Source organism: Geobacillus sp. FJAT-46040 (genome assembly GCF_002335725.1).
Lineage (GTDB): Bacteria > Bacillota > Bacilli > Bacillales > Anoxybacillaceae > Geobacillus > Geobacillus thermoleovorans.
In genome coordinates this window covers 573217-595724 of sequence record NZ_NISS01000001.1, presented here as the reverse complement: position 1 = coordinate 595724, position 22508 = coordinate 573217, and the positions used below count along the sequence as shown (strand labels likewise).

The 22508-nt window shown below is 53.5% G+C and carries 25 protein-coding genes; 7 read left to right on the top strand and 18 right to left on the bottom strand.

Annotated features, from left to right (window positions below; all coding sequences use genetic code 11):
• Window positions 1-132: 132 nt before the first annotated feature.
• The 3 genes from CD000_RS03160 (at window position 133) to CD000_RS03150 (ending at window position 2523) form a co-directional block, all read left to right on the top strand.
• Complete coding sequence (locus CD000_RS03160; RefSeq protein ID WP_012748853.1) at window positions 133-1320, top strand: IS701 family transposase; 1188 nt, start codon at window positions 133-135, stop codon at window positions 1318-1320.
• A 105-nt stretch (window positions 1321-1425) separates the two neighbouring features.
• Window positions 1426-2124 (top strand): helix-turn-helix transcriptional regulator, encoded by a 699-nt coding sequence (locus tag CD000_RS03155; RefSeq protein ID WP_096224859.1) that lies wholly within the window; start codon window positions 1426-1428, stop codon window positions 2122-2124.
• A 156-nt stretch (window positions 2125-2280) separates the two neighbouring features.
• Window positions 2281-2523, top strand: a complete 243-nt coding sequence (locus CD000_RS03150) for a DUF2626 domain-containing protein (RefSeq protein ID WP_033010198.1) — start codon at window positions 2281-2283, stop codon at window positions 2521-2523.
• A gap of 34 nt (window positions 2524-2557) precedes the next feature.
• On the opposite strand, the gene CD000_RS03145 is transcribed toward CD000_RS03150, so the two are convergent.
• Both CD000_RS03145 and CD000_RS03140 read right to left on the bottom strand, forming a co-directional pair.
• Window positions 2558-3685: a class I SAM-dependent methyltransferase gene (locus CD000_RS03145; RefSeq protein WP_096224858.1), complete on the bottom strand. Its 1128-nt coding sequence runs from the start codon at window positions 3683-3685 to the stop codon at window positions 2558-2560.
• Between the two features lie 321 nt (window positions 3686-4006).
• Entirely contained in the window at window positions 4007-4639 is a 633-nt protein-coding gene (locus CD000_RS03140) for an MBL fold metallo-hydrolase (protein WP_011231920.1), read from the bottom strand.
• 169 nt (window positions 4640-4808) lie between these two features.
• On the opposite strand from CD000_RS03140, the gene CD000_RS03135 reads away from it, so the two are divergent.
• Window positions 4809-4985: a DUF2759 domain-containing protein gene (locus tag CD000_RS03135; protein WP_096224857.1), complete on the top strand. Its 177-nt coding sequence runs from the start codon at window positions 4809-4811 to the stop codon at window positions 4983-4985.
• A 35-nt stretch (window positions 4986-5020) separates the two neighbouring features.
• On the opposite strand, the gene CD000_RS03130 is transcribed toward CD000_RS03135, so the two are convergent.
• The 4 genes from CD000_RS03130 to CD000_RS03115 form a co-directional block, all read right to left on the bottom strand.
• A complete protein-coding gene (locus tag CD000_RS03130; RefSeq protein WP_062898811.1) occupies window positions 5021-6181 on the bottom strand; it encodes a M14 family metallopeptidase in 1161 nt (386 codons plus the stop codon).
• Window positions 6182-6364: 183 nt separating this feature from the next.
• A complete protein-coding gene (locus CD000_RS03125) occupies window positions 6365-7318 on the bottom strand; it encodes an ROK family glucokinase (protein ID WP_011231923.1) in 954 nt (317 codons plus the stop codon).
• Window positions 7319-7325: 7 nt separating this feature from the next.
• Window positions 7326-7538 (bottom strand): YqgQ family protein, encoded by a 213-nt coding sequence (locus CD000_RS03120; protein ID WP_011231924.1) that lies wholly within the window; start codon window positions 7536-7538, stop codon window positions 7326-7328.
• Between the two features lie 97 nt (window positions 7539-7635).
• Entirely contained in the window at window positions 7636-9099 is a 1464-nt protein-coding gene (locus CD000_RS03115) for a spore germination protein (RefSeq protein ID WP_096224856.1), read from the bottom strand.
• A gap of 125 nt (window positions 9100-9224) precedes the next feature.
• Here CD000_RS03115 and CD000_RS03110 point away from each other — a divergent pair, with 125 nt between their 5' ends.
• A complete protein-coding gene (locus CD000_RS03110; RefSeq protein WP_096224855.1) occupies window positions 9225-10094 on the top strand; it encodes a hypothetical protein in 870 nt (289 codons plus the stop codon).
• On the opposite strand, the gene CD000_RS03105 is transcribed toward CD000_RS03110, so the two are convergent.
• The 5 genes from CD000_RS03105 to rpmG form a co-directional block, all read right to left on the bottom strand.
• Complete coding sequence (locus tag CD000_RS03105; RefSeq protein WP_063211702.1) at window positions 10091-11263, bottom strand: rhomboid family intramembrane serine protease; 1173 nt, start codon at window positions 11261-11263, stop codon at window positions 10091-10093. The two genes, CD000_RS03110 and CD000_RS03105, sit on opposite strands and share 4 nt — an antisense overlap.
• A gap of 204 nt (window positions 11264-11467) precedes the next feature.
• Window positions 11468-11644: a hypothetical protein gene (locus tag CD000_RS18640; protein ID WP_167438915.1), complete on the bottom strand. Its 177-nt coding sequence runs from the start codon at window positions 11642-11644 to the stop codon at window positions 11468-11470.
• A 75-nt stretch (window positions 11645-11719) separates the two neighbouring features.
• Window positions 11720-12496 carry a DUF92 domain-containing protein gene (locus tag CD000_RS03100; protein WP_033010209.1) on the bottom strand — a complete coding sequence of 259 codons (777 nt, stop codon included), beginning with the start codon at window positions 12494-12496 and terminating at the stop codon, window positions 11720-11722.
• Entirely contained in the window at window positions 12486-13055 is a 570-nt protein-coding gene (locus CD000_RS03095; protein ID WP_033010210.1) for a 5-formyltetrahydrofolate cyclo-ligase, read from the bottom strand. Before CD000_RS03095 ends, CD000_RS03100 begins: the two co-directional genes overlap by 11 nt.
• A 58-nt stretch (window positions 13056-13113) precedes the next feature.
• A complete protein-coding gene (gene rpmG / locus CD000_RS03090; RefSeq protein WP_011231931.1) occupies window positions 13114-13263 on the bottom strand; it encodes a 50S ribosomal protein L33 in 150 nt (49 codons plus the stop codon).
• 159 nt (window positions 13264-13422) lie between these two features.
• On the opposite strand from rpmG, the gene CD000_RS03085 reads away from it, so the two are divergent.
• Window positions 13423-13764 (top strand): hypothetical protein, encoded by a 342-nt coding sequence (locus tag CD000_RS03085; protein WP_096224854.1) that lies wholly within the window; start codon window positions 13423-13425, stop codon window positions 13762-13764.
• The gene (locus tag CD000_RS03080; RefSeq protein WP_033010213.1) at window positions 13761-14195 is read left to right on the top strand and encodes an MltG/YceG/YrrL family protein; all 435 of its coding nucleotides are present in this window, start codon (window positions 13761-13763) and stop codon (window positions 14193-14195) included. Before CD000_RS03085 ends, CD000_RS03080 begins: the two co-directional genes overlap by 4 nt.
• A gap of 52 nt (window positions 14196-14247) precedes the next feature.
• Here CD000_RS03080 and phoU read toward each other — a convergent pair whose 3' ends face one another.
• The 7 genes from phoU to CD000_RS03045 all read right to left on the bottom strand — a co-directional run bounded on the left by phoU (window position 14248) and on the right by CD000_RS03045 (window position 22394).
• Window positions 14248-14901, bottom strand: a complete 654-nt coding sequence (phoU, locus tag CD000_RS03075) for a phosphate signaling complex protein PhoU (protein ID WP_096224853.1) — start codon at window positions 14899-14901, stop codon at window positions 14248-14250.
• 23 nt (window positions 14902-14924) lie between these two features.
• Window positions 14925-15767, bottom strand: coding sequence for a phosphate ABC transporter ATP-binding protein PstB (gene pstB / locus CD000_RS03070; RefSeq protein ID WP_044743156.1), 843 nt, complete (start codon window positions 15765-15767; stop codon window positions 14925-14927).
• A gap of 39 nt (window positions 15768-15806) precedes the next feature.
• Window positions 15807-16688 (bottom strand): phosphate ABC transporter permease PstA, encoded by an 882-nt coding sequence (gene pstA, locus CD000_RS03065; protein ID WP_096224852.1) that lies wholly within the window; start codon window positions 16686-16688, stop codon window positions 15807-15809.
• 4 nt (window positions 16689-16692) lie between these two features.
• Window positions 16693-17646: a phosphate ABC transporter permease subunit PstC gene (pstC, locus tag CD000_RS03060; protein WP_096224851.1), complete on the bottom strand. Its 954-nt coding sequence runs from the start codon at window positions 17644-17646 to the stop codon at window positions 16693-16695.
• An 85-nt stretch (window positions 17647-17731) separates the two neighbouring features.
• Entirely contained in the window at window positions 17732-18697 is a 966-nt protein-coding gene (locus CD000_RS03055) for a PstS family phosphate ABC transporter substrate-binding protein (RefSeq protein WP_033010220.1), read from the bottom strand.
• A gap of 220 nt (window positions 18698-18917) precedes the next feature.
• Window positions 18918-21029 carry a peptidoglycan D,D-transpeptidase FtsI family protein gene (locus tag CD000_RS03050; RefSeq protein ID WP_096224850.1) on the bottom strand — a complete coding sequence of 704 codons (2112 nt, stop codon included), beginning with the start codon at window positions 21027-21029 and terminating at the stop codon, window positions 18918-18920.
• Window positions 21030-21101: 72 nt separating this feature from the next.
• Window positions 21102-22394 (bottom strand): MFS transporter, encoded by a 1293-nt coding sequence (locus tag CD000_RS03045; protein ID WP_096224849.1) that lies wholly within the window; start codon window positions 22392-22394, stop codon window positions 21102-21104.
• Window positions 22395-22508: the final 114 nt, after the last annotated feature.

Genomic DNA, 22508 nt, shown 5'->3' with positions numbered 1-22508 from the left:
TTATAATAACATAACTGTAGATGAGCAAATTCACTGACATAAATTGACAACTAAACAAAAAAGGAGACATGAACCCGATTCCTTGGTTAGAATAGATGTACCACCAACTATCCACAAGGAGGTTCATGTCTCATGAATAGATTAGCACATCACCAAGGAATCCACAAGTTTTTCTTCACGCTGGGGTTGACGCTGCAGCTTTCCAAACCGGTCATCAAGCATCTCATTCATATTGTCGATGCCTTGACCACCAAGGGATTCTCGGGAACATTGACTGATATTCATTACTGGAGCTTTCATCCGAATCATCGAACGACGCTCAGTCACTTTTTCACGAAAAGCCCTTGGAACGAGGAAAGGCTGCTTGGGAAGCTTCAAGAGTGGATCCTTTCCCAGGTCGAACGACTGGCCAAACGGAAGAATCAACCCCTTTTTGTTTCGATTGATGATACGATTTGCCAAAAAACAAAGCCTTCGTCACGGGCTGTGCACGCCATTCAAGGGTGCGACTGGCACTACTCGCATAAAGATCATCAATCGGTCTGGGGGCATTCGCTCGTTTGGCTGATGGTGCACACCTTCACGCAGGCGTTCCCATTTGCGTTCCGCCTGTATGACAAGAAAGCGGGAAAAAGCAAGATCGACCTGGCGATCGAGATGCTTTCCTCGCTCAAGGTGAAGCGGGCTCAGCCGGTGTATGTGCTCATGGATTCGTGGTATCCGTCCAAAAAGCTCATCGAAGCCTGTCTGAAACAGGGATTCCATGTCATCGCGATGCTCAAGACGAACCGGATTCTCTACCCGAAAGGCATCGCCATCCAAGCCAAGCAGTTTGCCCGCTATATCGAGTCCAAAGACACCCGCCTCGTCACGGTGGGGCAGGAGCGTTATCGCGTGTATCGCTATGAGGGGGCCATCCATGGCCTCGATGACGCGGTGGTGCTGCTGGCTTGGAAGGCGGATCAGCCGATGGCGCCGGAACATCTTCATTGCATCTTGAGCACCGACCGGGAACTCGGGGACGAAGACATCTTGCGTTACTACGCCCAGCGCTGGACGATCGAGTGCTTTTTCCGGCAGGCGAAAGATCAACTGAAGCTGGATGGATACCGCGTTCGCCACATTCGGGCGGTGAAACGGTATTGGGCGGTGGTGCTGTTGGCCTGCGTGTACAGCATCGCCGAATCCCGCCAAAACCTCTCCACCGGGCTGGAGCTTCTTCGGTCGCGGAAAGACCACAGCGTCGTCGAGTTCATTTATGACGCTGCAAAGCAAGATATTCCCATTGATGTGATCAAAAAACAGCTCCGTATCGCGTAAGGGGTACCCTGTTTGTCTCTCTAACCATGGAAATTATTGTAATGAAAAATGCTCATCTACAGTAACATAATAACCATATCAATGATTCATTTAGGAGGGAAACCAATGGAACAAACGCTGAAAATCACAAGCGTATTGTCTGACCCGACAAGATTTCATATTTATGAATATATGGCAAAAGTGCATCGCGAAGTTTCTGTTCAAGAAATCGCAGAAAAATTTCATATCCATCCAAACGTTGCCCGCTTGCATTTAACGAAGCTTGAAGACGTTCGCATGGTCGTATCGGATACGCAAAAAACGGGAAAAGGCGGGCGGCCGAGCCGGCTGTACCGCCTGTCCGACGAAGTGATCGGGCTGTATTTTCCGTTCCGCGATTATCAACTCCTCGCCCGCATCGCCATTCAAACGATGGCCAAACTCGGTCCCATTGGAAGCGAGGCGTTGCGTGAAACAGGAAAGCGGTTCGGCCGTGAGCTCATCGCCAGCCGTTTGCCGCATAACGGCACAGCGAGCGCGCTCACCATAGCGGACAAAATCGCCATAATGGAAGAGGCGGCCGAAGCGGCTGGATTTTTGCCGCAATTGCACTATGATGAAGAAAAAGGAGTGCTATACCTCGATATTTTCAACTGCCCGTTCAAAGAAATCGCCGCGCAAGCACCTGATACCGTCTGCGGCATGCACCACGCTTTTTTGGAGGGAATGGTCGAGACGCTGTTTGCCGGTGCTGAAGTAACGGAAACGGAAAATATGATGGAAGGCAGCCACCGCTGCGCCTACCGCATCATCATCCGTCCGTGACAGCGTCCCTCCTTCCTTCTTTTTTGTCTGAAGCAAGCAACGGCCGGCATTGGCATCATTTCTTACCACTTGTCCGAAAGCGTTATTTACATTCCCAATCATTGTACATTATAATAAGTAAAGACCAATGGATTGCTCAAAAAGGAGGGATACATAATGGATCGCATGTTCCGCGTCTTGGCTTTTTGGACTGGCATTTTTGCCGTCATGTTTTATCTTGGCCATATGCATACGACATCGCTCATCTTCTTTGGCCAAACCGTGTTTTTCCTTTTCGTCGGCTTTTTGAAACTGACCGAGCGAATGTACATTTACATTTTCGGGGCGTATTTGACGATTTTCTTTGCCGCTTTTACATACTGGACGACGTTCATGATGGTGCCCGGCATGGGCGAATGAAAACAGGCAGAGCCCGTTCTCTGCCTGTTTGTCTTTATGGCAAAAATTCCGGCGCCGCCCAAATGTCCGGGATGGGAAGCTTCACGCCTTTTTGTCCGATGAGCACATCGAAAAAACGGCTGATGCCGTCATCGGCGACCAACGCGCGAAGCATCCGGTCTTCCCGGCTCGGCGGGGCAAACAACTCCGCGCTTTTGGAAACTGCCCATTCGTCCAAGAGACCGGCAGCAAGCAAAAACCGATCTTGGCGGAGAAACGCCACCTCCTCCCACCCGGTCTGCCGGGCGTACAAGCGGATGGCATCCCATTGTACATGGGCCGTCAAATCCATCTCCCCAGGACGGTGAAGCGGGTCGGGGACGAGCTGATGGCGGAAATAACCCCGCAAGCTGCCGTGCCGCCGCGCCGGCGCCCGCAGCTGTTCGTCCGTATAACCATAATCAATCGTCACCATCACCGCCTGGCGAAACTGCGGCCCGATGTCAAGCCAAAATGATCTTGCCGCGAGCGGCACTTCCAAGCGCTGCCCTTCGGCAAGCGAGAGGCCGCGCTCAGCCAAGTAGCGGGCAATATCCAAATTGCAAAGCGGCTCCTTTTCCTCGACGAGCCGGCCGTCACGGGCGGCGACGAAACATTCATAAAGAATCCCTTGTTCCTTTGCAATCACATGAACCGGGAGTGCGTCAAAAAATTCATTGCTGAATACGATCCCAGAAAACGGCCCACGCTCGGCGAGCCAGCGGGAGACGTTGTCATATTGCTCCACTTTATCGGCAGCCGCGCGAAGCGTTTCCCGCTGCCTTTGACGGTGGAACAGGCTTTGATCGATGATCGTATACGACAACTCACGGTATGTATCAGGGCTTTTTTTCTCCCATTCTTCCAATATCGCCAGCGCCAAACGTCCATCCCCGCCCCCCCACTCGCAAATCGCCGGCGGCAGGCCGCCCCGCTCAACAATCCGAATGAAAAACGAAGCAAGCGCTTTGCCAAACACCGGCGCGAATGAGCTGTTCGTAAAAAAATCGCCTTCCTTGCCGATTTTCGCCCGCTCTCGCATATAGTAGCCGAATCGTTCGTCGTAAAGAACCGTCTGCATGTAATCGGCGTACGACACCCGCCCACCCGGCGCTGCGGCAATCTGTTCATACAATCGACCCATCACCATTTCTCTACCCCGTCTTCATCATCATTCCGAAAGAAGCTCCCGCCTCAAGCAAAGTGAAGTGGGAGTCGTTCACTTTTTTACTGTTGACATAGTGAAAATAATCATATATTGTTATAGTAGCAGCTTAACTATATCCCCTCCCATTATTGTGGATAGAACATCCCCCAAAAACCCTTCTTGGCGCGGCTAAGAAGGGTTTTTTTGTGTGTTCCGGCGCCAGGAGGCCTTCCGTTGCGCTTTTCCTTGCCCAAAGGAGCCGCCTGCGTTTGCCCGAGGGAATTGCTTGTGTGAAGCCGACGTAGACGGCTTTTTTTCTTACGAAAACCCATGCAAAAACGGATTTGCATCCATCTCCGCGGCGATCGTCGTCTCTGGCCCATGGCCTGAAAGAACGATCGTTTCCTCCGGCAGCGTAAGCAGTTCGTCATGAATGCTTTTCAACAGCTGCTGATGGTTGCCGCCTGGCAAATCCGTGCGTCCGATGCTGCCGGCAAACAGCGCATCGCCGGAAAACACAATATTGGCTTGTTTGCAATAATACGAGACGCTGCCCGGGGAATGACCCGGCGTTTCGCGGACATCCAACGCAAACGGACCAATGTTCAGCACCGTCGGTCCTTTCAGGCATGTCGGTTCGCAGCGGACAGCGACCGGACCGCCGAAATAAAGCGAGCCATTCAATGCCGGATCTTGCAGCCATTGTTTTTCCTTTTCGTGCACATACACTGGAATGTCCCAGCGGGCAAGCACGTCCGGGATGCCGCCAATATGGTCAAAATGCGCATGCGTCAGCAAAATCGCCAACGGGGTCAGCCCTTTTTCCTCGATCCGGCGGACGAGCGCCGCGCCTTCCGCGCCGGGGTCAACGATTAGGCATTGTCGATCTGCAGACGACAACAAGTAAGCGTTGGCCTGAATCGGGCCGACAGGGATGCGCGTCCATTCCATGGCCATCTCCTCCTTTCCTTGACATGTCCAATATTTAACTTTATTTTACTGCTTTTTTTCAAGCGATGGAAGAGAAAAGAGAAAGGGACCTCGACAAATGGAGGAAAAAAGATTACAATGAAAAAGAATGGACACGTTTGTACATACTGTTTCATGAGGGGGTAAAACGATGGGTACGGTCATTATTTTTGCACTTGTAACGCTGCTTGCCCTTTATGGAATGCTCCGTACATTGCGCGAGAAAAACGTGCTCGGATTTTTGTTTGGACTTGCCACTACCGCCGTATTCGGCTGGTTTACCATCATGACCATTTTACATCATGGCATTCCAACCGGCACGCTCTGAAAACGCAAGAGGCGAATCATGCCTCTTGCGTTTTTTTATGCCATTTTGAGCGCTGCTAAAAACAGGCCGAGGCTGTCGCGATATATTCGCGCAAACTGCGAGAGCGGCAATGGATTGACACCCTCGCCGAGCTCCACCGTGTAACCGCGCCGTCTCCACGTTTGAATGAACCAATCGCGGTAGCCGGCATGGCTGTCAATGTAGCGAACAGCCTGGTAGCCGCTTGCTTCAGCCATCGCCTGAACCGTTGCCTTCGCCTCCGGCGGCTCGAACCCTTCATATCCCCAATAAATTTCCTTGCCTTGTGTATGAAACGCGACGACCATCGCAAAATCGCCCGACTCGGCGAGCGCCGCCATCGCTTTCGCCTCCGGCTCCGTAAGCGGGGCGAATCCTGGAAAATCACGCGGTGCCGGCGCTTTCGGCGGTTTGCGGGTCTGTTCTATTTCCCAGTTAGCTGGGAATTGATTGTTTAAATCAACGCCGCGGATGTTCGCTTTCCATTGCGAAAAGTCGAGCGATCCACCGTTGATGCAGACGACTTCGCTCCGATGCGGCTCTTCTTCCGGCGGGCCGTTCAGCACAAGGTTGACGCCGTCGGGATTGACCATCGGCACAACGGAAAGAGTCACTTTACGGTAATAATCAAGCACCCGATGGCCAGCAAGCTCGTCATCGTTAACCAACGCCCTCGCGTACTCGTCGATGAGCGCCATGATTACGGCCGTCGTGATCCACTCATTCGCGTGGAATGATCCGTTCATATGCACGCGCACCGGCCCGCGGCCGATTTGCAGTTCAACGAGCGGCAAGCCGAGAACGCTATGGCCGATCGTCCGCTGGCGCACAAACGGATAGCGACAGACGAGGGCGGTGATATCCTCCATCAAAGCGGCAAAATCGTACGGACGGACGCTGCGGACGACCGGGGACGAAATCCGCTTCGGCAGCGGCGCTGTTCCGTTGATGACCGCCATCGCCCCCGGCAGCCGCCGCAGCACCTCCGTCGGCAGCGATAGGCGGTCAGCGAGCGCTTCCCACGTATCGATCGGCGCGTATCCCGGGATGGCAACGGTCTGCCCAGGGCGCAATCCCTCTTCCACATGCGGATTCGAATCGATGATCAGTTCAGTCGGCACCGAAAACCATCGTCCATATGTTTCAAACGTATCGCCGGGCCATGCTTGAAGGTGCATGCGCCGTCTCCCCTTCCCATTTCTTTACCTTAACATATGTCGGCAGACGGCAAAAAATGAGCGCCTGGCAGGCGGCAGTGCACGAATGTTCGCAAACATCTCCTTCTTTAAAGTTCGTTCCAATCTCATATCATCCAACAATAAGAAAAGGCGCCCCAACCTTTTTGGGACACCTTCCGTTGTTTACGCGCCGACAAGCTCTTTCGCCAGCCAGGCGGCGCCGATGACGCCGGCATCGTTGCCAAGCGTCGCTAAAACAAGCTTCGCCCCAGCGGCGACGCGCGGGAACGCGAAGCGGCGGAAATGGGCGGCCACGCGCTCGACAAGCATGTCACCCGCCTTGGACACGCCGCCGCCGATCACGATTTTCTCCGGGTTCGTCACATTGGCGGCATTCGCCAACGCCCAACCAAGATAGTACGTTGCTTCATCGACCACTTCCAATGCCAGCGCATCGCCCGCTTTGGCGGCGTCAAACACCGCTTTAGCCGTCACATCCCCATTGCGAAGCTCACTCGGACGCTCATCTGCGGTCAATTTCTCCTTGGCGATCCGCACGATGCCGGTGGCGGACGCAATCGTTTCCAAACATCCGGTTTTGCCGCAGTTGCAACGGGCGCCGCCATCAGGGATCATCGTCATATGTCCGATCTCTCCGCCGGCGCCGTTTATGCCGCGCACAATGGCTCCGTTGGCAATCACACCGCCGCCAACGCCGGTGCCAAGCGTCACAAACAACAAATGGCGCGCTCCTCCCCCTGCTCCTTTCCACATTTCGCCAAGCGCGGCGAGATTGGCGTCATTATCGACCGAAACGGGCAGCCCCGTCGCCTCTTCCAGCCGTTGCTTCAATGGATAATTCGTCCACCCTATATTGACCGTCTCATACAACATGCCGGTTTCCTCTTCGACCGGTCCGGGGGCGCCGATGCCGGCGGCAAGCAGCCTCTCTTTCGCTCCGCCGAGCTGGGCGAGCGTCTTTTCAAGCGATCGGGCAATGTCAGCGACGATATGCTCACCGCGATTGGCGGTGTTCGTCGGAATTTCCCATTTGTGCACGATGTCACCCTCGGTGGTGACAAACGCCATTTTGATTGTCGTGCCCCCGAGGTCAATGCCTACCAACCATGGTTCCATTGCATCCTCATCCTTTTTTCATCCGTTTTTCCCGCTCCATTTGCGCTTCCTGCCGCAAAATAAACAAAGCGGCTTGCAGCTGTTTCGCATCGATCAGCTGGGACTGGTACAGCTCTTTCACTTCCTCTTCCATCAGCTCCAGATCAGCGAGCCGGTCGCCCACGTAAATGATCGTGCCAAACCGTTTCAACAGCTGCTGAACATCGTATACCGTCTTCATCATCATTCATGCTCCTTTTTTCCTCTTTTAATGTAGCGGCAAACGGCCGCGGCCGTCAAGACAAAAAAAACGCAGGCGCTAAAAATCAGCACCTGCGTCAGCGGTCAGGGTCGCGCGGGTGAAGAATCGCCGGCCGCCGGTTTTTGAGCGGCATCGGCGACCGGATGAGCACGTCGCGCATCGCTCGGTAGGAGAACGGGATGAACGGCCATAAGTACGGAACGCCAAATGACGTCATCCGCGCCAAGGCAAGAATCCAAACGGTGATGCCGATGACATAACCGTACAGGCCGAACAGGCCCGACAAAATGAGCAAGGCAATGCGGACGAGCCGGTTCGCCAAGCTCATTTCATAGCTGGGCGTCGCAAACGTGCCGATGGCGGCAACCGAGAAATATAAAATCACTTCGTTGGAAAAGAGGCCGACCTCCACGGCAATGCCGCCGATCATAAGCGCGGCGACGAGGCCGAGCGCGGTCGCCAGCGAAGACGGTGTATGAATGGCGGCCATTCGCAGCATATCCATCCCGATTTCAATCATCAAAATTTGTGCAAACAGCGGAATGTCTCCCAATTTGGCCTTTCCCAAAAACTGGAGTGGATCCGGCAGCAGTTCCGGCTCGATCATGAGCAAATACCAAAGCGGCAGCAAAAACACCGACGCCCAGACAGCCAAAAAGCGAACGAGCCGCAAATACGCCCCGACGATCGGCTTATTCCGGTACTCTTCAGCGTGCTGCAAATGATGCCAAAACGTTGCCGGGGTAATAATGACACTTGGCGATCCATCGACGATCACAAGCACATGGCCTTCATACAAATGGGCCGCTGCCGTATCAGGGCGTTCCGTATAGCGGACAACCGGGTACGGATTCCAATGCCGTCCGGAAATAAACTCTTCCACCGTTTTCTCAGCCATAACCAGCCCGTCTGTGTCAATGGCGGTAATCGATTCCCGAACGCGGCGGACAAGTTCCGGGTCGGCAATTTCTTCAATATAGCAAATGCAAATGTCCGTTTTCGAGCGGCGCGCCACCTGTACATATTCCATCCGCAGCGACGGGTCGCGGACGCGGCGGCGGATGAGCGCGGTGTTAAAGACGATCGTCTCGACAAAACCGTCGCGCGCCCCGCGTACGACCCGTTCCGTATCCGGCTCTTGCGGCCCGCGCACCGGATACGTGCGGGCGTCAATCAAAATGATCCGCTCAACGCCGTCAACGACTAATGCCGTCGGCCCAGCAAGCACCATCGCGACCGCTTCTTCCAAGTCGTCTGTCTGTCCGATCTCGACGTACGGAAGATATTTTTTCAGGAGCTTCTCAAGCGGGTGAACGTCCAGTTCGTGTTCCTCAAGCCGGGACAAATATCTCATCAAATAATGCAAAATATCGTCTTTGACAAATCCGTCAATCATAAACAACGCCATCGCCCGGCCGCCATATTCGACGTCAAGGCGAATGACATCGAAGCTCTTCCCGACTCCAAGCCGTTCGGCTAAGTAAGCCGCATTGTCTTTGAGACGGCATGAAGCTGGCCGTTTCGGCACACGTTTGTCCATCGCCATCCTCCTGCATCTCGTGTCACTGTATACTCCCCATCATAGACAACCAGCAGGAAATTCATACATAAATGTCCCTTTCTATGCATATATTGGTGGAAACTTGTCCGCTCAGGGAGGATGCCATGAGACGATGGTTGTTGGCCGCCGTAGGAGCAGCGTTTTTTCTCGCCGCTATAGCTGCGCTGTTTTCGTGGTGGGAGCGTCAGCGCACCGAGGAAACGATTAAATTTTTCCCGCTTGACCGCGAGGCGGTGTTCACCGAAGCGAAAACCTCTCTTGCGCTTGCAACAAACAAAGAGCGCGGGCGCTATTCGCTGCGTTGGTCCACTGTCTCCACGCTGAACCGCCGCGCCTATTTGCGGCAAGACGTTTCATTGCTGTTTGCTGACGGCCGATTGGTGGATGTATTGTCCCGATGGGAGACGAACACCGGAACGATCGCCATGGAAAAAACAGTAATTATGCATGACAGCCGTTTTTTCCAAGCCATTTCGTTCCATCATGGTGAACTGCACAGGGGCGAAACGATCACAAGCAGCCAAACGATGTCAAGCGCGTATTTGTATGTCATCGACTCGCCATACCATCCGCTCGCATCATTCCGCCGGCCGAAAACGGACGCCGAGCGCGAATGGCAGCGCGTCTTGAACAAGGCAACGAACGAATTTCTCCGCCATAAGGCGGACGAGCTGCTTTCCCATTTTTCGCTATCGAAAGAAGACTACTACGCCCTTTATTTGCCGGAGCTTGTCGCTTATACGGAACAACCGCTGCCCGGCTTGTCGATGACAAAAACACAGACGATCATCGGCCGCCTATGGGAGGGGATCTATAAGTCGTACGTTCTCGGCATAAAAAAAGAGGATGGCTCCATCCTCTCGCCGATCGGCAGCACGGTGCCCCTTATTTTGATCCGGAAAGATTACGGTCAAATCCTTGTTTTGCTTGAAGCGAAAAATGGAGACAAAGTCATGCTCATCCAAGTTCCTTAGCGGAAACCAAGCCATAAGCCGGACGCTGCCAATAACAACGCGGCGGCCAATGCGCCGGCCTGCCGCCCCGAAGCGGTCTGCTTCGGCAAATGGACAGCACCCGCTGCCAGAAAGCCGCCGACAAGCCCGCCGATATGGCCGGCGTTGTCAATGCCGGGAACAAGCAGGCCAAACAGCAGGTTGACGACGATTAAGCTGATTACGTTCATGCCCATCGTCCGAAAAAATAGATGCCGGTAAACCGTCCCAAAATAAAGAAGCGCCCCAAACAATCCGAAAATGGCGCCGGACGCCCCGGCCGAAATCGATGGAGTGAACAAAAAGCTCGACAGCGTTCCGAAAAAACCAGCCGTTGCATAAATGATCAAAAAGCGAAGCGAACCGTATAACCGCTCTGTCATCGTCCCTAAATAATACAGCGCAAACGTGTTCGTCAACAAATGCAAAAACCCGATATGCAAAAACATCGGCGTCAAAAATCGCCACCATTCCCCCGCCTCAATGAGCGGATTGAATTTGGCGCCATACCGGATCAAGACGTTGGGGTCCGTGCTGCCGCCGCTCCACTCGAGAACAAAAAACATAGCGACTTGCACGATCATCAGCAGCCGAGTGAACACCGGCCTGCCGTATTCAAAAATGCGCCGCTCTTCCTCCCGTTGGCGGCGCCATTCCGTCAGCACTTGATGTTTGAAACGCTCGGCGGCGGCGAACGGGTCTTCCTCTTCCGCAGATGGAGCCGGGCGGAGCGCCGCCCCGGTCATCTCCTCGAGCCGCGGCAGCATGTCATTGATGTTGCCGCTATGAATGAGAAGCGTATGAAACGCGCCATCGCCCGTCCCTAAAAGCGGCAGCGGTTCGTCAATGAGAAACTCCCAGTCATCAACCGGCGGATACGCCATGATGTATACGTTGACAACCTGGCCTCCTCTGCCGGTTGCCCGTCCGTCCATCCGCCGAATGAATTGCCACGTATATTCCATATCAAGACGCAGCGACCGACTCCAGTCGAAATCGGCGCGGACGAGGCGGATGAGTGTCGGCCGCCGCCAGCGGGCCGATTCGAGCCATACTTCATCCCCGCGTTCGGCCATCCGCGCGATGCGGTAACCGCCGCGAAGCAAAAGATGAACAAGCTGCCAAAACAATACATCCATCGTTCCAACCATGTTCTCCTCTCCCTTTCTCCAGCAGGCCGAACCTGGCGGACAGCAAAGCTCCGGCTGTCTGGATGATCCAGCGCAATCCAGAGGGAGGCTGTGCCGTTCCCGCCCCAGGCGCGCTTTTTCCACCCGCCCGCTTTGAAATCGACGATAAGGGTGGCCAGCTTCCCGTTCGCGGCATCATAAAACGGCCAGCCGGCCACCGCCTCTCTAGCGCAACATTTGCGACACAACCGCGTTGCGCACCGCCGGAATGTTGAGCGCAAAGCGAACAAGCTGCTTTCGCAGCGGCGGAATGCGCAACGCCCAGTCAGCCATTCGGTAACGATAACGATAGGCGAGCCATCCGGCTGCGACCGCCAACAGCGAGTACGACCATTTGTTCATTGGTGTTCCCCCTTCATCATATGACATGCTCGTTATTCTTTTTCCCTTTTTCCCCTTAATTATGAAGCAGACGGCCTAACGCCCCAGCACAAGGGCGGCGGCAAGCACCGCACCGGCAGCCGACAAGACGTTGACGGCATCGTTGTCAAGCCAGCGCCATCCTTTCACCTGAACGGTCATCCGCCCGCAATGCTGTTTTCGCTCGGTGGCGATCCCGCATACCGGACAGCGGTAAACGGTCTGCCAGGCGGCGCCAAGCCATGTATCCAGCCAGCTGCCAAACCAGCCGAACAGTGCAAGGGGGAGCCACGGTGCAGCGGGAAGGAGCAACGCGCCGCTGGCGGCGATGAACAGCGCCCCAGCAAGGGAAGCGGCCGTGCCAAGGAGCGTCACCGCTCCGGAAGTGCCGGCCTCGACCGGCTGAAAACTCGGCCATGTCCGCGGCGGACGCCGGCTCAAGGCACCGATTTCCGACGCCCATGTATCGGCGTTCGCCGCCGCGACCGCGACGACGAACAGCTCGTTCCAAACCGGGTCAGGGAGCAGCGCCGCCAGCAGTCCGAGCGCAGCCGGCACTCCACCGTTGGCCAGCACTTGGACCGCATCGCGCCGCCCCCCTTTTGCCACCTTTTCGGCGAGTTTCTCCTTTTTCCGCCTCCCGATATGGCTGAAAAAGCTGGAGCTGGCAAAAAATAATCCCAGCAACCATAGCCCGCTCCATGAAAAACCATACCCAACCAAGGCGCCGACAACAACGGTCGCCGCCGCTCCCGAGGCGGACAGCAAGCGCAGCAGCCACCCGCCGCCGGCTGCGATGGCGGATGCAGCAATATACGCCCATTCACCGCTCACAGCGAATGACCCCTTTATCGGTAATAATGAACTCTACCGGCACGTCATGTTCTTCTGCTGGGATGTCGTCCACCACTTGAAACGAATAGGCAAGCGCCGCCGTCACTGCCGCCGCCCCCGGCAAGTACCGGTCATAATACCCGCCGCCGTAGCCGATCCGAAAGCCATTTTTGGCAAAACACACTCCTGGAACAATAATGAGATCAAACTCCTCGCGATCCATCGCCGTCGTTTGTTCCTCGATCGGCTCAAGCAGCCCGGCATACGCCTCTTCAAGCTGGGCAAACGACACGATCCGCCGAAACGTCATCGTTTTCGCCGCTGGGTCGCATTTTGGCACGCCGACTTTTTTTCCTTCCCTCCAAGCTTGTTCAATGATCGGCGCCGTATCCACTTCCGTCTCCCGCGCCACCGTGATGGCGATCGCCCGGGCTTGTTTCCACGGCGTCCATTGATATAAATAACCGGCAATTTGCCGGTCGCAAACTCGTTTTTCAGGCGCCGGAAGCTGCCGAAGCCGGCTGAGCATATGACGGCGCAGTTCCCGTTTGCGGTCCATCGTCGCTCCCCTCTCTGCCCGAAAGATAAAAAAGCAGCAGGAATGGCGTTCCTACTGCTTACTTCGTTTCGCGATGCAACGTAACTTTGCGGTCCCGCGGGCAATATTTTTTCAATTCCAAACGCTCTGGGTTGTTGCGTTTATTTTTCGATGTAATATAGTTGCGTTCGCCGCATTCTGTGCATGCCAATGTAATGTTCACGCGCATCTTTTTTCCCTCCAAACGAGCTTTATACTTTATATATAATCAGACCTTTCTATGATACCATTTTTCTTCGGCGATTTCCACCTCTAAATTTCATCTTTGTTCAATAAGAGCGCCACAAGCAGAGAATGGTATGGTATAGTGAAAAGGGGAGGGATGCATGTGGTGGAATACGCAATCATCGCTTTGGCAGCTCTAGCCATTATTCTCCTTGTTCTTTCCTTTTTTGCGAAAGATGAACTGAAACCGCTCGAAGAACAAATTGACCAGCTGGCTGTCTCGTTGGCGCAAGAAACGTATCAAATGAAAAAACGGCTGCAAGTCATCGAGGAGGAACTGCTCATCCCTGAGCGCCGGCGCCCGCCCCGCCGCGGTCCTTTTTCCGACACCGAGCGGCGCATCTTCTTTTTGCATAAACAAGGATTTCCGCCCGAAGAGATTGCGCAAGAGACCGGTTTGACGGTTGCCGAGGTCGAGCGGATCGTGAGGAGATTGCTGCGATGAAGAAACGGACGATGCGCGCCTTTGCTCTCGGCCTGCTTGTTGCCACGTCATTCATCGGTGTCTCGTATTATCATTCCGCCCCCGATGCGCCGACGGAAGCGGAAGTGCAGGCGTTTCTCGAACAACGCGGGCTTGTTGCCATTGCGAAAAGCGAATACGATCAACTTCGCCGCGACCGGCAAACGTCGGCTGAACAGCCGGCTGCGCAACCGGCGAAAACAGTATACATATACCGCCTTGTCATCCAAAAAGGCGACACTCCGGAAACGTTCGCCAAAGAGCTTGAGGCTGCCGGCATTATTCAAAGCGCTCGCACGTTTCGCGAGTACTTGCAGCAGCACGGGCTGACGCGCTCGATCCGCCCCGGCGCCTATAACGTGCGAAGCGATATGGACTACGCGGCAATCGGCCGCTTGATTGCTAAACCATAACGGAAAGAAGGAGGCAAATGATGAAAAGACTGCCTCCTTCTTTGTATTTGCATCAATCATTCAAATCATAATGCTTCCCTTTGACGAGATAAAGGAGATGCTCGGCGATGTTGGTCGCATGATCCGCCGTCCGTTCAATATACCGGGCGACGAGAGCCAGCACGTTCATTTGCGCCAACGCCTCTTTATCTGTTTTCTCCATCTCAAGCAGCGCTCTCATCATCTCCCCGTACCGCTCGTCAACCTGACGATCCATATCGGCAATTTGTGCAGCCAGCGATGCATCTTCCCGATCGTACGCCGTTATAGCCGCCGATACCATGTCTGCCGCCAATTGGTGCATCGACACTAGCGGGCGGATGTCGATGACGAACGGCTCGCCGCCGATGCGGATGCACGCCTTGGCGACATTAACGGCAAAATCAGCGATCCGCTCGATATCGCCCGCGATTTTGATCGCGGCGATGATGCGGCGCAAGTCGGTCGCGACCGGCTGCTGTTTCGCAATGAGCCACAACGCAAAGTCGTTCACTTCTTCTTCGAGCTTGTCAATCAAGCCGTCTCCGTCAATGACGGCCATCGCCAAATGTTTGTTTTGTGTTTGAAACGCGTCAATCGCCTGTTGCAATGCCACTTCTGTTAACCGCCCCATCTCAACCAGCTTGTTGTGCAGCGCTCGTAAGTCATCAGCAAACGTTTCACGCATTTCAGGCTTTCCTCCCTTGTTTTTTATCCGAAACGGCCGGTAATGTAGTCTTCTGTACGCTGGTCGGCCGGATTGGAAAACAGCTTGTTCGTCTCTGCGTATTCAATCACTTCTCCGTTCAAGAAAAACGCTGTTTTGTCCGAAATGCGGGCCGCTTGCTGCATGTTATGGGTCACGATAATGATGCTGTATTGTTTTTTCAATTCTTGAATAAGTTCCTCGATTTTCAACGTGGAAATCGGATCGAGCGCCGACGTCGGTTCATCCATTAAAATAACGTCCGGCTCAATCGCCAAACAGCGGGCGATGCACAATCGCTGCTGCTGTCCGCCTGATAACCCGTAGGCATGATCGTGCAGCCGATCTTTTACCTCATCCCAAAGCGCCGCCCCTCGCAAACTTTTTTCGACAATTTCGTCGAGCACTTTTTTATTGCGGATGCCATGAATGCGGGGACCGTACGCAATATTGTCGTAAATCGATTTCGGGAACGGGTTCGGCTTTTGAAACACCATGCCGACTTGTGTCCGCAATTGTTCAACCGGATAGGAAGGGTCAAAAATGTTGCGCCCGCGGTAGACGAGCTGGCCGGCAATGCGGACGTTCGGCACGAGCTCGACCATTCGGTTCAACGTTTTAATATAGGTCGATTTTCCACATCCTGACGGCCCGATAATTGCCGTCACCTCATTTTCATAAATTGTTAAATGAATGTGCTTCAGCGCATGATGTTCACCATACCATAAGTTTAAATCTGTTGTCTCGTACACAACGCCTTTTGTTGCAACATCTTCGACCGCCGGCGTTGCCGCAGACGGTTCGACCAACGGTGAGAGTTTTGTTTTCTTTGTTTTTGTTGCCATCATCTGATTGGTCTCCTTTCGCTCTTCCCCGAAATTTTTGCGTTAAAACCGCTTTTGAAACTTGTTGCGAATCAATACCGCGACCGAATTCATCAAAATTAAAAAGACGAGCAGGACGACAATCCCGGCAGCCGCTACATGCTGAAACTCCTCTTGCGGCCGCCCTGTCCAGTTGTAAATTTGCAACGGCATAGCGGTAAACGTATCAAGTACGCTGCCCGGCAGGTAGGCGATAAACGTCGGGATGCCGAGCACCACAAGCGGAGCTGTCTCCCCAATAGCGCGGGAAAACGCCAAAATGGCCCCCGTCAGCATTCCCGGCAGCGCCGCCGGCAACACCACCCGACAAATCGTTTGCCATTTCGTCGCCCCCATGGCATACGACGCTTCCCGCAACTGCTGAGGAACCGCACGAATCGCTTCTTGGGCCGCGACGACGATCACCGGAAGAACGAGCAAGCTCATCGTCAACCCGGCCGCCAAGACACTGCGCCCAAGCCCAAGCTCACGGACAAAAACCGTAAGCCCCAGCAGGCCAAACACGATCGACGGCACGCCGGCCAGATTGGAAATATTCGTTTGAATCAACGCGGTGAAACGGTTTTTGCGCGCGTATTCTTCCAAATAAATGGCCGTCCCAACCCCCAAAATAAACGAAACCGGTGCGACAATCATCATCAGCCAAAGGGAGCCAACCAGTCCGGATTTAATCCCAGCTTCCTCCGGACGGCGCGAAGGAAAGCTGTTTAAGAAATCACCATCGAGCCAGCCGATCGCCTGCATGATGACACGGGATAATAATAACGCGAGAACAATGAGTCCAAAAATCGTAGCAGCAAAAAAAATGGCTTGCAAGACGGCGTTTTGCACCAGCCTTCCTTTCATTCGTCTCCAAACGAGCGGTTTGTCCAATTTGTTTTCCATGTGTTCAATACTCCTCCCTCAATCGGCGGGAAATGTATTGCGCCAATATATTCATCAGCAGCGTGAAAATAAAGAGCGTCATCCCGACAGCGTAAATGCTGTAATAAATCGTCGTCCCATAGCCGGCGTCGCCGGTTGTCACCTGGACGATGTAAGCGGTCAATGTTTGAATCGATTGCGTAACATCAAACGTAAACTCCGGCGATGATCCGCCAGCCACCGCGACGATCATCGTTTCACCGACCGCCCGGGAAATGCCTAAAATAAATGAGGCAATCACTCCGGAAGCGGCGGCAGGAAGCACGACCTTAAGCGCTACTTCAAACTTTGTCGCGCCAAGGGCCAAGGCGCCTTCGCGAATGGAGTTTGGCACTGCGCTCATCGCGTCTTCTGACAGCGAGGCGATCATCGGAATGATCATAATCCCCATGACGAGCCCCGGGCTGAGCGCATTAAAAATCTCTAGATCCGGGATGACCTTTTGCAATAACGGCGTCACGATCGTCAACGCAAAAAACCCGTACACGATCGTCGGAATGCCGGCAAGCACTTCGAGCGCCGGCTTGATGATTCGGCGCGTCCGCTCCGACGCATACTCGCTCAAGTAAATGGCCGAAGCGAGCCCAATCGGAATAGCCAAAAGCATAGCGATACCGGTCGTCAGCAGCGTGCCGGTCACAAGCGGAGCGACTCCGAACGATCCGTGTTCCTCATTCCACGGAAGCCACTCTTTGCTTGTGACAAACTCAACAATCGATACACGGCGGAAAAATTCGATCGTCTCAAAAAGAAGGGTAAACAAAATGCCGAGCATTACGAGCACGGAGAGTGCCGCCAATGTAAAAAGGAACTTCGGCGCGAGCTTTTCCATCCTTTTCGTCCAATGTTGCCGCGCTTGGTTTTCAACGATCATCTCCCGCACCGAGAACTGCTGTTCTTTCTTCGTTGGAACCCCCATAAAACGAAAACTCCTTTCCGACTTATTCCAACCGCAGTCACAAGTCTAGGCCGACAGACATCCCTTGTCGTCGGCCTAACGAAACCTATTTCAATCCTTCCAATGTTTCAAGCTGTTCTTTATACTTTTCCTCCGGCAGGCGGACGTAACCGACCTCTTCCGCCAAGTCCCCGGCTGTTTCCAGCAAAAACTCCATATAGTCATACACTTGCGGCTTTTCTTTCAACGATTTGACGTTCACATACGTAAACAGCGGCCGCGAAAGCGGGGTGTATTTCCCGGTTTCAATCGTCTCGTTTGTCGGCTCGACTGGCCCGTTGCCGCCATCGATCGGAACCACTTTCAGCTTATCTTTATTTTCCAAGTAATACGCATAACCGAAGTAGCCGATCGCATATTGATCCCCTTCAACCCCACGAACGAGGATATTGTCGTCTTCCGAAAGTTGAGCCGTTTTGACCAGTTCTTTTCCTTCCAGAATCACTTCATCAAAGTAGTCATATGTCCCAGAATCATGACCAGGCGAGAAAAACTTGATTTCCTCATCCGGCCAGCCCGGACGGATATCCGACCATTTTTTCACCGTGCCGTCTTCCGTCCACATTTTTTTCAACTCATCCACCGTCAAGTAATCAACCCAATCGTTTTCTTTATTGACCACAACAGAAAGACCGTCATAGGCAAGCTGAAACTCTTGGAACTCGATGCCGTTGTCGGCAGCTGCCTGTTTTTCTTCCTCTTTGATTGGACGAGAGGCGTTCGAAAAATCGGTTTCCCCTTTCGTGAACTTCTCAAATCCCCCTCCCGTTCCAGAAGCACCGACGGAAACTTTGACGTTTGGCTGTTCCATCATATATTCTTCAGCAGCTGCTTCCGCAATTGGATATACCGTCGAGGAACCGTCCATGATCACTTCACCGGACAGCTCTTTCGTTGCGGATCCACTGTCCGCCTCGTTTTCCTGCGCTCCATTTCCTCCTCCACAGGCGGCAGCAATCATCATTGTTCCGCCAAGCAAACTCGACAACATCAGCCGTTTCCATTTGCTCATCGCTTTTCCCCCTGACTGTTTTCTTTTACATGTCCTAGTTTTTCCTTACATGCCCTATCATAAACGGACGCTGTTAATAAGGTTTAAACAGAATGTTAAGATTGTGTAAACTCCAGATATCCAATATCCATTATTTTTCATCAATAGCTTCTCTTTCCTCTAAAAAATAAAAAGAGCTGATCCGACAAAAGGAGCTCTCCCTATCGAATCAGCTTCAGCATCAAGATTGTTCTGTTGTTTCGGTGCCGTCGGCTGGCGGTTGAACAGGCTCTCCAGCCATTCGTTTCGCCTTCAATTCAAAATAGGCGTCCAAAATACGGCGGCCGATGCGGTTGTTAATGCCGTCGCTTTCCCCTTGCGTCGCCCATGGGACCACAACGGCGAACGACACTTCTGGATCGTTGTACGGCGCATAGCCGACAAGCGTCAAATTGTAGGTCGAGTCATTGCGGCGGCTTTTGATCGGCCCGTCGTAAAACGCTTCAGCCGTCCCTGTTTTCCCGGCCGGCTTGTACGGAGCGCCGGCGAAATACGCATACGCCGTTCCGCCCGGCTCTTGCATAACGCGGCGGAACCCTTCCTGCACGCGCTCAATGTATTCCGTCTTCATATCGACGCGGTTTAACACGACCGGCTCGAACCGTTTGATGACGCGGCTAGGTTCTTTTCCGTCAATGGACGGCTCACGAATTTCTTTGACGAGCTGCGGCTTCATCCGATAGCCGCCGTTGGCGATCGTCGAGACGTACTGCGCCAGCTGCATCGGCGTATACATATCATACTGGCCGATGGCTAAGTCAAGCAAAAATCCGCCGAGCGTGCCTTGGCCTTGGAAGCCGCTAAGTTCGTTCGGCAAATCGATGCCTGTTTTCACGCCAAGGCCGAATTGGCTGAAATAGTGGCGAATCGTCGCAAATGCCTCTGGATTGATGCGAAGCGGCGCGTGCGGACGATACACACCGTCCCCGATGGCGATCGCTGTTTGGAACATATAGACGTTCGACGACTGCTTGAGCGCCGTCAGTTCATTGATCGTCCCCATCGTTTTCCACGATTTTTTCACCGGGGTATCTTTAATATACAGCGGCTCGTCCTTGATATACGTATTCGGATGGAGCACTCCCGTTTGAAAACCGGTAAGGATGGTCGCCCCCTTCACCGCCGATCCCATCGCATAAGCAGACGTAATGTTGCCGATGGCAAAGTCGACAAACTCGCCATCGCGAAGCAGTTTTCCAGCCATCGCCAACACTTCGCCCGTCTTCGGGTTCATCATGACGACAAACGCCCGGTCCAAGAGCGGCGATCGGCCTTTGCGCTTCGTCGCCAGAATCTCCTGCTGAACGATCTCTTCGACTTTTTGCTGCAATTCAGCATCGATGGTCAACACGAGATCTTTGCCGCGCTCGCCTGGATACACTTGCTCAACCGAGATGACATTGCCCGATTTGTCAACAACGTTTTTCACTTTTGCCTTTTTGCCGTGCAGCACTTCTTCATACTGCATCTCCAAATAGCTTTTGCCGACGCGGTCATTGCGGCTGTAGTCGCGGGCTAAAAAGTAATCGAGCCGTTCGCGCGGGACGCCTTCGTCTTCTTCAGTCACACTGCCGAGCACAGAGCGGAATGTGTTGTCATAGACGTATTTCCGGTCCCAATCCACCGTCGTATTGACGCCGGGCAGCTCGCTCAAATGCTCGCTGACGACCGCATATTCGCGGTCAGTCACCCCTTTGCTTTTGACCGTTTGCGGCGTCAAGGCGTAGCCGCTCTCCATCTCATGTTTAATGGCGATCACTTCAAGCTCTGCTTTCGAAATTTGCGCCAAATCTTGCTTGGTGATGCGATCGAGCGTCCACTCGTACACTTTTTTGTCGATCTCTTTTTGTGTCAGCCCTTGGTCAGCGAGCTTTTTCCGTTCTTGTTCGCTCACTTTCTTTTTGGCTTCTTCCGGATGGGTCAAAATCCAATAATCTTTCATATCGCGCTCCGTCACTTTTTTCTCTGCATCCGGGATATCGATATATTGGGCGAGCTTTTTGGCTACTTCCAATATTTCTTCTGGTTGGGTCGATTTTGAGCGCGTATACGTAATCGTCTTTTTCGGCGTGTTGTCGACGATCACGCGGCCGAATCGATCGTAAATTTTGCCGCGCGGCACCGGCGTGCTGACGATTTCATCCTGCGTTCGCTCCACTTCGCGCCGATAATCTTCACCGTAGACGATTTGTACGACGCCAAGGCGTAAAATCAGTGCTGAAAACAACAAAAAAACAAAGAAAAACAAAATGTTTAACCGAATCGGCACTTGTGCTCGCTTTTTCCGTTTCATCCCCCGGTCCTCCTTCTCCTCCCCCTATTGTAAAAGAAAAAGTCGGTCATGGCTAGGGAAAAACTTGGCCCCTCACACCGGCGAACGGCCTCGTTCGCCGGCCAGCTTCGGCCGAAGCAAAAGCCGCCCTTGCCGCTCCCGCTCCGGATGGCCATCAGTCAAGCGAATGCGGCGGACAAACCAATAAATCACCAAATGCCCGGCCCCGCACACAAACATAAGCACCCGAATGCCAGCCTCTTCACCAAAGAGCGCCATAGCCGTCAAAAAGGCTAAAATCGATGCCACCCGTCCGGCGTTTAAAAACAATTCCCGGACAACAATGTATTCGACGCGCGCCTCGGCCGATTTCCAGCTCTTTCCGATGACGTCAAACGTCAAGGAGGAATACGGAACAAGCAGCAATGGATACGCAATGGCGATCGTGATGGCATAAAGAATGAGGCGCGGATAGGTTGGATGGAAGACGATCAAAAAAATCGCTCCGTATAGCAACGCTCCTCCCAGCAAAATCGCTTTCTTCCGATATTCATGCTTGATCAGCCGGGAGACGGCATAATAGGCGACAAACGATGTAAACGAGTTGACAAGCCCGAATTTGCCGAGCGCCCATTCACTTCCAGAAGTGACATACACAAGCACGGAAATGATAAACACAAACGTGCCTTCGCGCAATCCTTGAAAAAAGTGGGCATTCGTAATGAGCCGCCAGTTCCGGTTTTCATTTCGCTCCTTTAAAATGCGGACGAACAAATATTTCCCCGCGGCCGCGCGGCGCTTCAAGAAAAAGCTGAGCAGCACAGCGACAAGAAACAAGCCGAGCGACAGCGAGAAAACGAACGTATACCCTTTCGCTCCATGAAGCGATGAGATGATATAACCGGCGGCAATCGGCCCGATCATGCCGGCTGATGAGGTCAACACCCCGAAAAAACCGTTAAAAAAGTCGCGCGTCTCCGGTTCGGTAATTTCAAATGTCAACACGTTAAACGCCAACCAATAAAAACCATAGCCGACGCCGAGCAGCGCGCCGAGAAAAAGCAAATATTGATGAGCGCGAGAGCCGACCAATAAAACGGTGACAAAAAAAACGGCTAAACACGACACGCCAAGCCGCAAAACGAGGATGCGGTCAATTTGTTTCGCCAGCCGTCCGGCGAAAATAAACGTCAGCGGCTGCATCGTGACGACCGCCAAATTGTATAGCGCCAAGTCGCGGAAATCGCCGGTCTGTTTCCATAAATAAATGTTGACAAACGTGTTCGACAGGGAAACACCGAGCGCGTAAAACCCGCCGATGCAAAGCAAAAGCAACAGGTCGCGGTCCACTTGTTCTTGGCCGGTTAGTTTTTGGAAAAATGCCATTGCAAACTCCCCTTTTCATCTATCCGGTAGTGTGGCCATTTCCGCAGCCTCTATGCACCCGGCGCGAAGAAAACCGCTTCCTTTGCCTGCACCCTCCGTCGCTAAAAAAAGCGG

What these genes read in the sequence shown, in the direction of transcription:
- pstC (WP_096224851.1), bottom strand. Translation starts at nt 17,646, where the DNA reads ATGGGGGTTCCAACGAAGAAAGAACAGCAGTTCTCGGTGCGGGAGATG.
- CD000_RS03080 (WP_033010213.1), top strand. Translation starts at nt 13,761, where the DNA reads ATGAAGAAACGGACGATGCGCGCCTTTGCTCTCGGCCTGCTTGTTGCC.
- rpmG (WP_011231931.1), bottom strand. Translation starts at nt 13,263, where the DNA reads ATGCGCGTGAACATTACATTGGCATGCACAGAATGCGGCGAACGCAAC.
- CD000_RS03120 (WP_011231924.1), bottom strand. Translation starts at nt 7,538, where the DNA reads ATGAAGACGGTATACGATGTTCAGCAGCTGTTGAAACGGTTTGGCACG.
- pstB (WP_044743156.1), bottom strand. Translation starts at nt 15,767, where the DNA reads ATGATGGCAACAAAAACAAAGAAAACAAAACTCTCACCGTTGGTCGAA.
- pstA (WP_096224852.1), bottom strand. Translation starts at nt 16,688, where the DNA reads ATGGAAAACAAATTGGACAAACCGCTCGTTTGGAGACGAATGAAAGGA.
- CD000_RS18640 (WP_167438915.1), bottom strand. Translation starts at nt 11,644, where the DNA reads ATGAACAAATGGTCGTACTCGCTGTTGGCGGTCGCAGCCGGATGGCTC.
- CD000_RS03135 (WP_096224857.1), top strand. Translation starts at nt 4,809, where the DNA reads ATGGGTACGGTCATTATTTTTGCACTTGTAACGCTGCTTGCCCTTTAT.
- CD000_RS03130 (WP_062898811.1), bottom strand. Translation starts at nt 6,181, where the DNA reads ATGCACCTTCAAGCATGGCCCGGCGATACGTTTGAAACATATGGACGA.
- CD000_RS03050 (WP_096224850.1), bottom strand. Translation starts at nt 21,029, where the DNA reads ATGAAACGGAAAAAGCGAGCACAAGTGCCGATTCGGTTAAACATTTTG.
- CD000_RS03115 (WP_096224856.1), bottom strand. Translation starts at nt 9,099, where the DNA reads ATGGACAAACGTGTGCCGAAACGGCCAGCTTCATGCCGTCTCAAAGAC.
- CD000_RS03150 (WP_033010198.1), top strand. Translation starts at nt 2,281, where the DNA reads ATGGATCGCATGTTCCGCGTCTTGGCTTTTTGGACTGGCATTTTTGCC.
- CD000_RS03105 (WP_063211702.1), bottom strand. Translation starts at nt 11,263, where the DNA reads ATGGTTGGAACGATGGATGTATTGTTTTGGCAGCTTGTTCATCTTTTG.
- CD000_RS03160 (WP_012748853.1), top strand. Translation starts at nt 133, where the DNA reads ATGAATAGATTAGCACATCACCAAGGAATCCACAAGTTTTTCTTCACG.
- CD000_RS03155 (WP_096224859.1), top strand. Translation starts at nt 1,426, where the DNA reads ATGGAACAAACGCTGAAAATCACAAGCGTATTGTCTGACCCGACAAGA.
- CD000_RS03140 (WP_011231920.1), bottom strand. Translation starts at nt 4,639, where the DNA reads ATGGAATGGACGCGCATCCCTGTCGGCCCGATTCAGGCCAACGCTTAC.
- CD000_RS03055 (WP_033010220.1), bottom strand. Translation starts at nt 18,697, where the DNA reads ATGAGCAAATGGAAACGGCTGATGTTGTCGAGTTTGCTTGGCGGAACA.
- phoU (WP_096224853.1), bottom strand. Translation starts at nt 14,901, where the DNA reads ATGCGTGAAACGTTTGCTGATGACTTACGAGCGCTGCACAACAAGCTG.
- CD000_RS03145 (WP_096224858.1), bottom strand. Translation starts at nt 3,685, where the DNA reads ATGGGTCGATTGTATGAACAGATTGCCGCAGCGCCGGGTGGGCGGGTG.
- CD000_RS03045 (WP_096224849.1), bottom strand. Translation starts at nt 22,394, where the DNA reads ATGGCATTTTTCCAAAAACTAACCGGCCAAGAACAAGTGGACCGCGAC.
- CD000_RS03125 (WP_011231923.1), bottom strand. Translation starts at nt 7,318, where the DNA reads ATGGAACCATGGTTGGTAGGCATTGACCTCGGGGGCACGACAATCAAA.
- CD000_RS03110 (WP_096224855.1), top strand. Translation starts at nt 9,225, where the DNA reads ATGAGACGATGGTTGTTGGCCGCCGTAGGAGCAGCGTTTTTTCTCGCC.
- CD000_RS03095 (WP_033010210.1), bottom strand. Translation starts at nt 13,055, where the DNA reads ATGGACCGCAAACGGGAACTGCGCCGTCATATGCTCAGCCGGCTTCGG.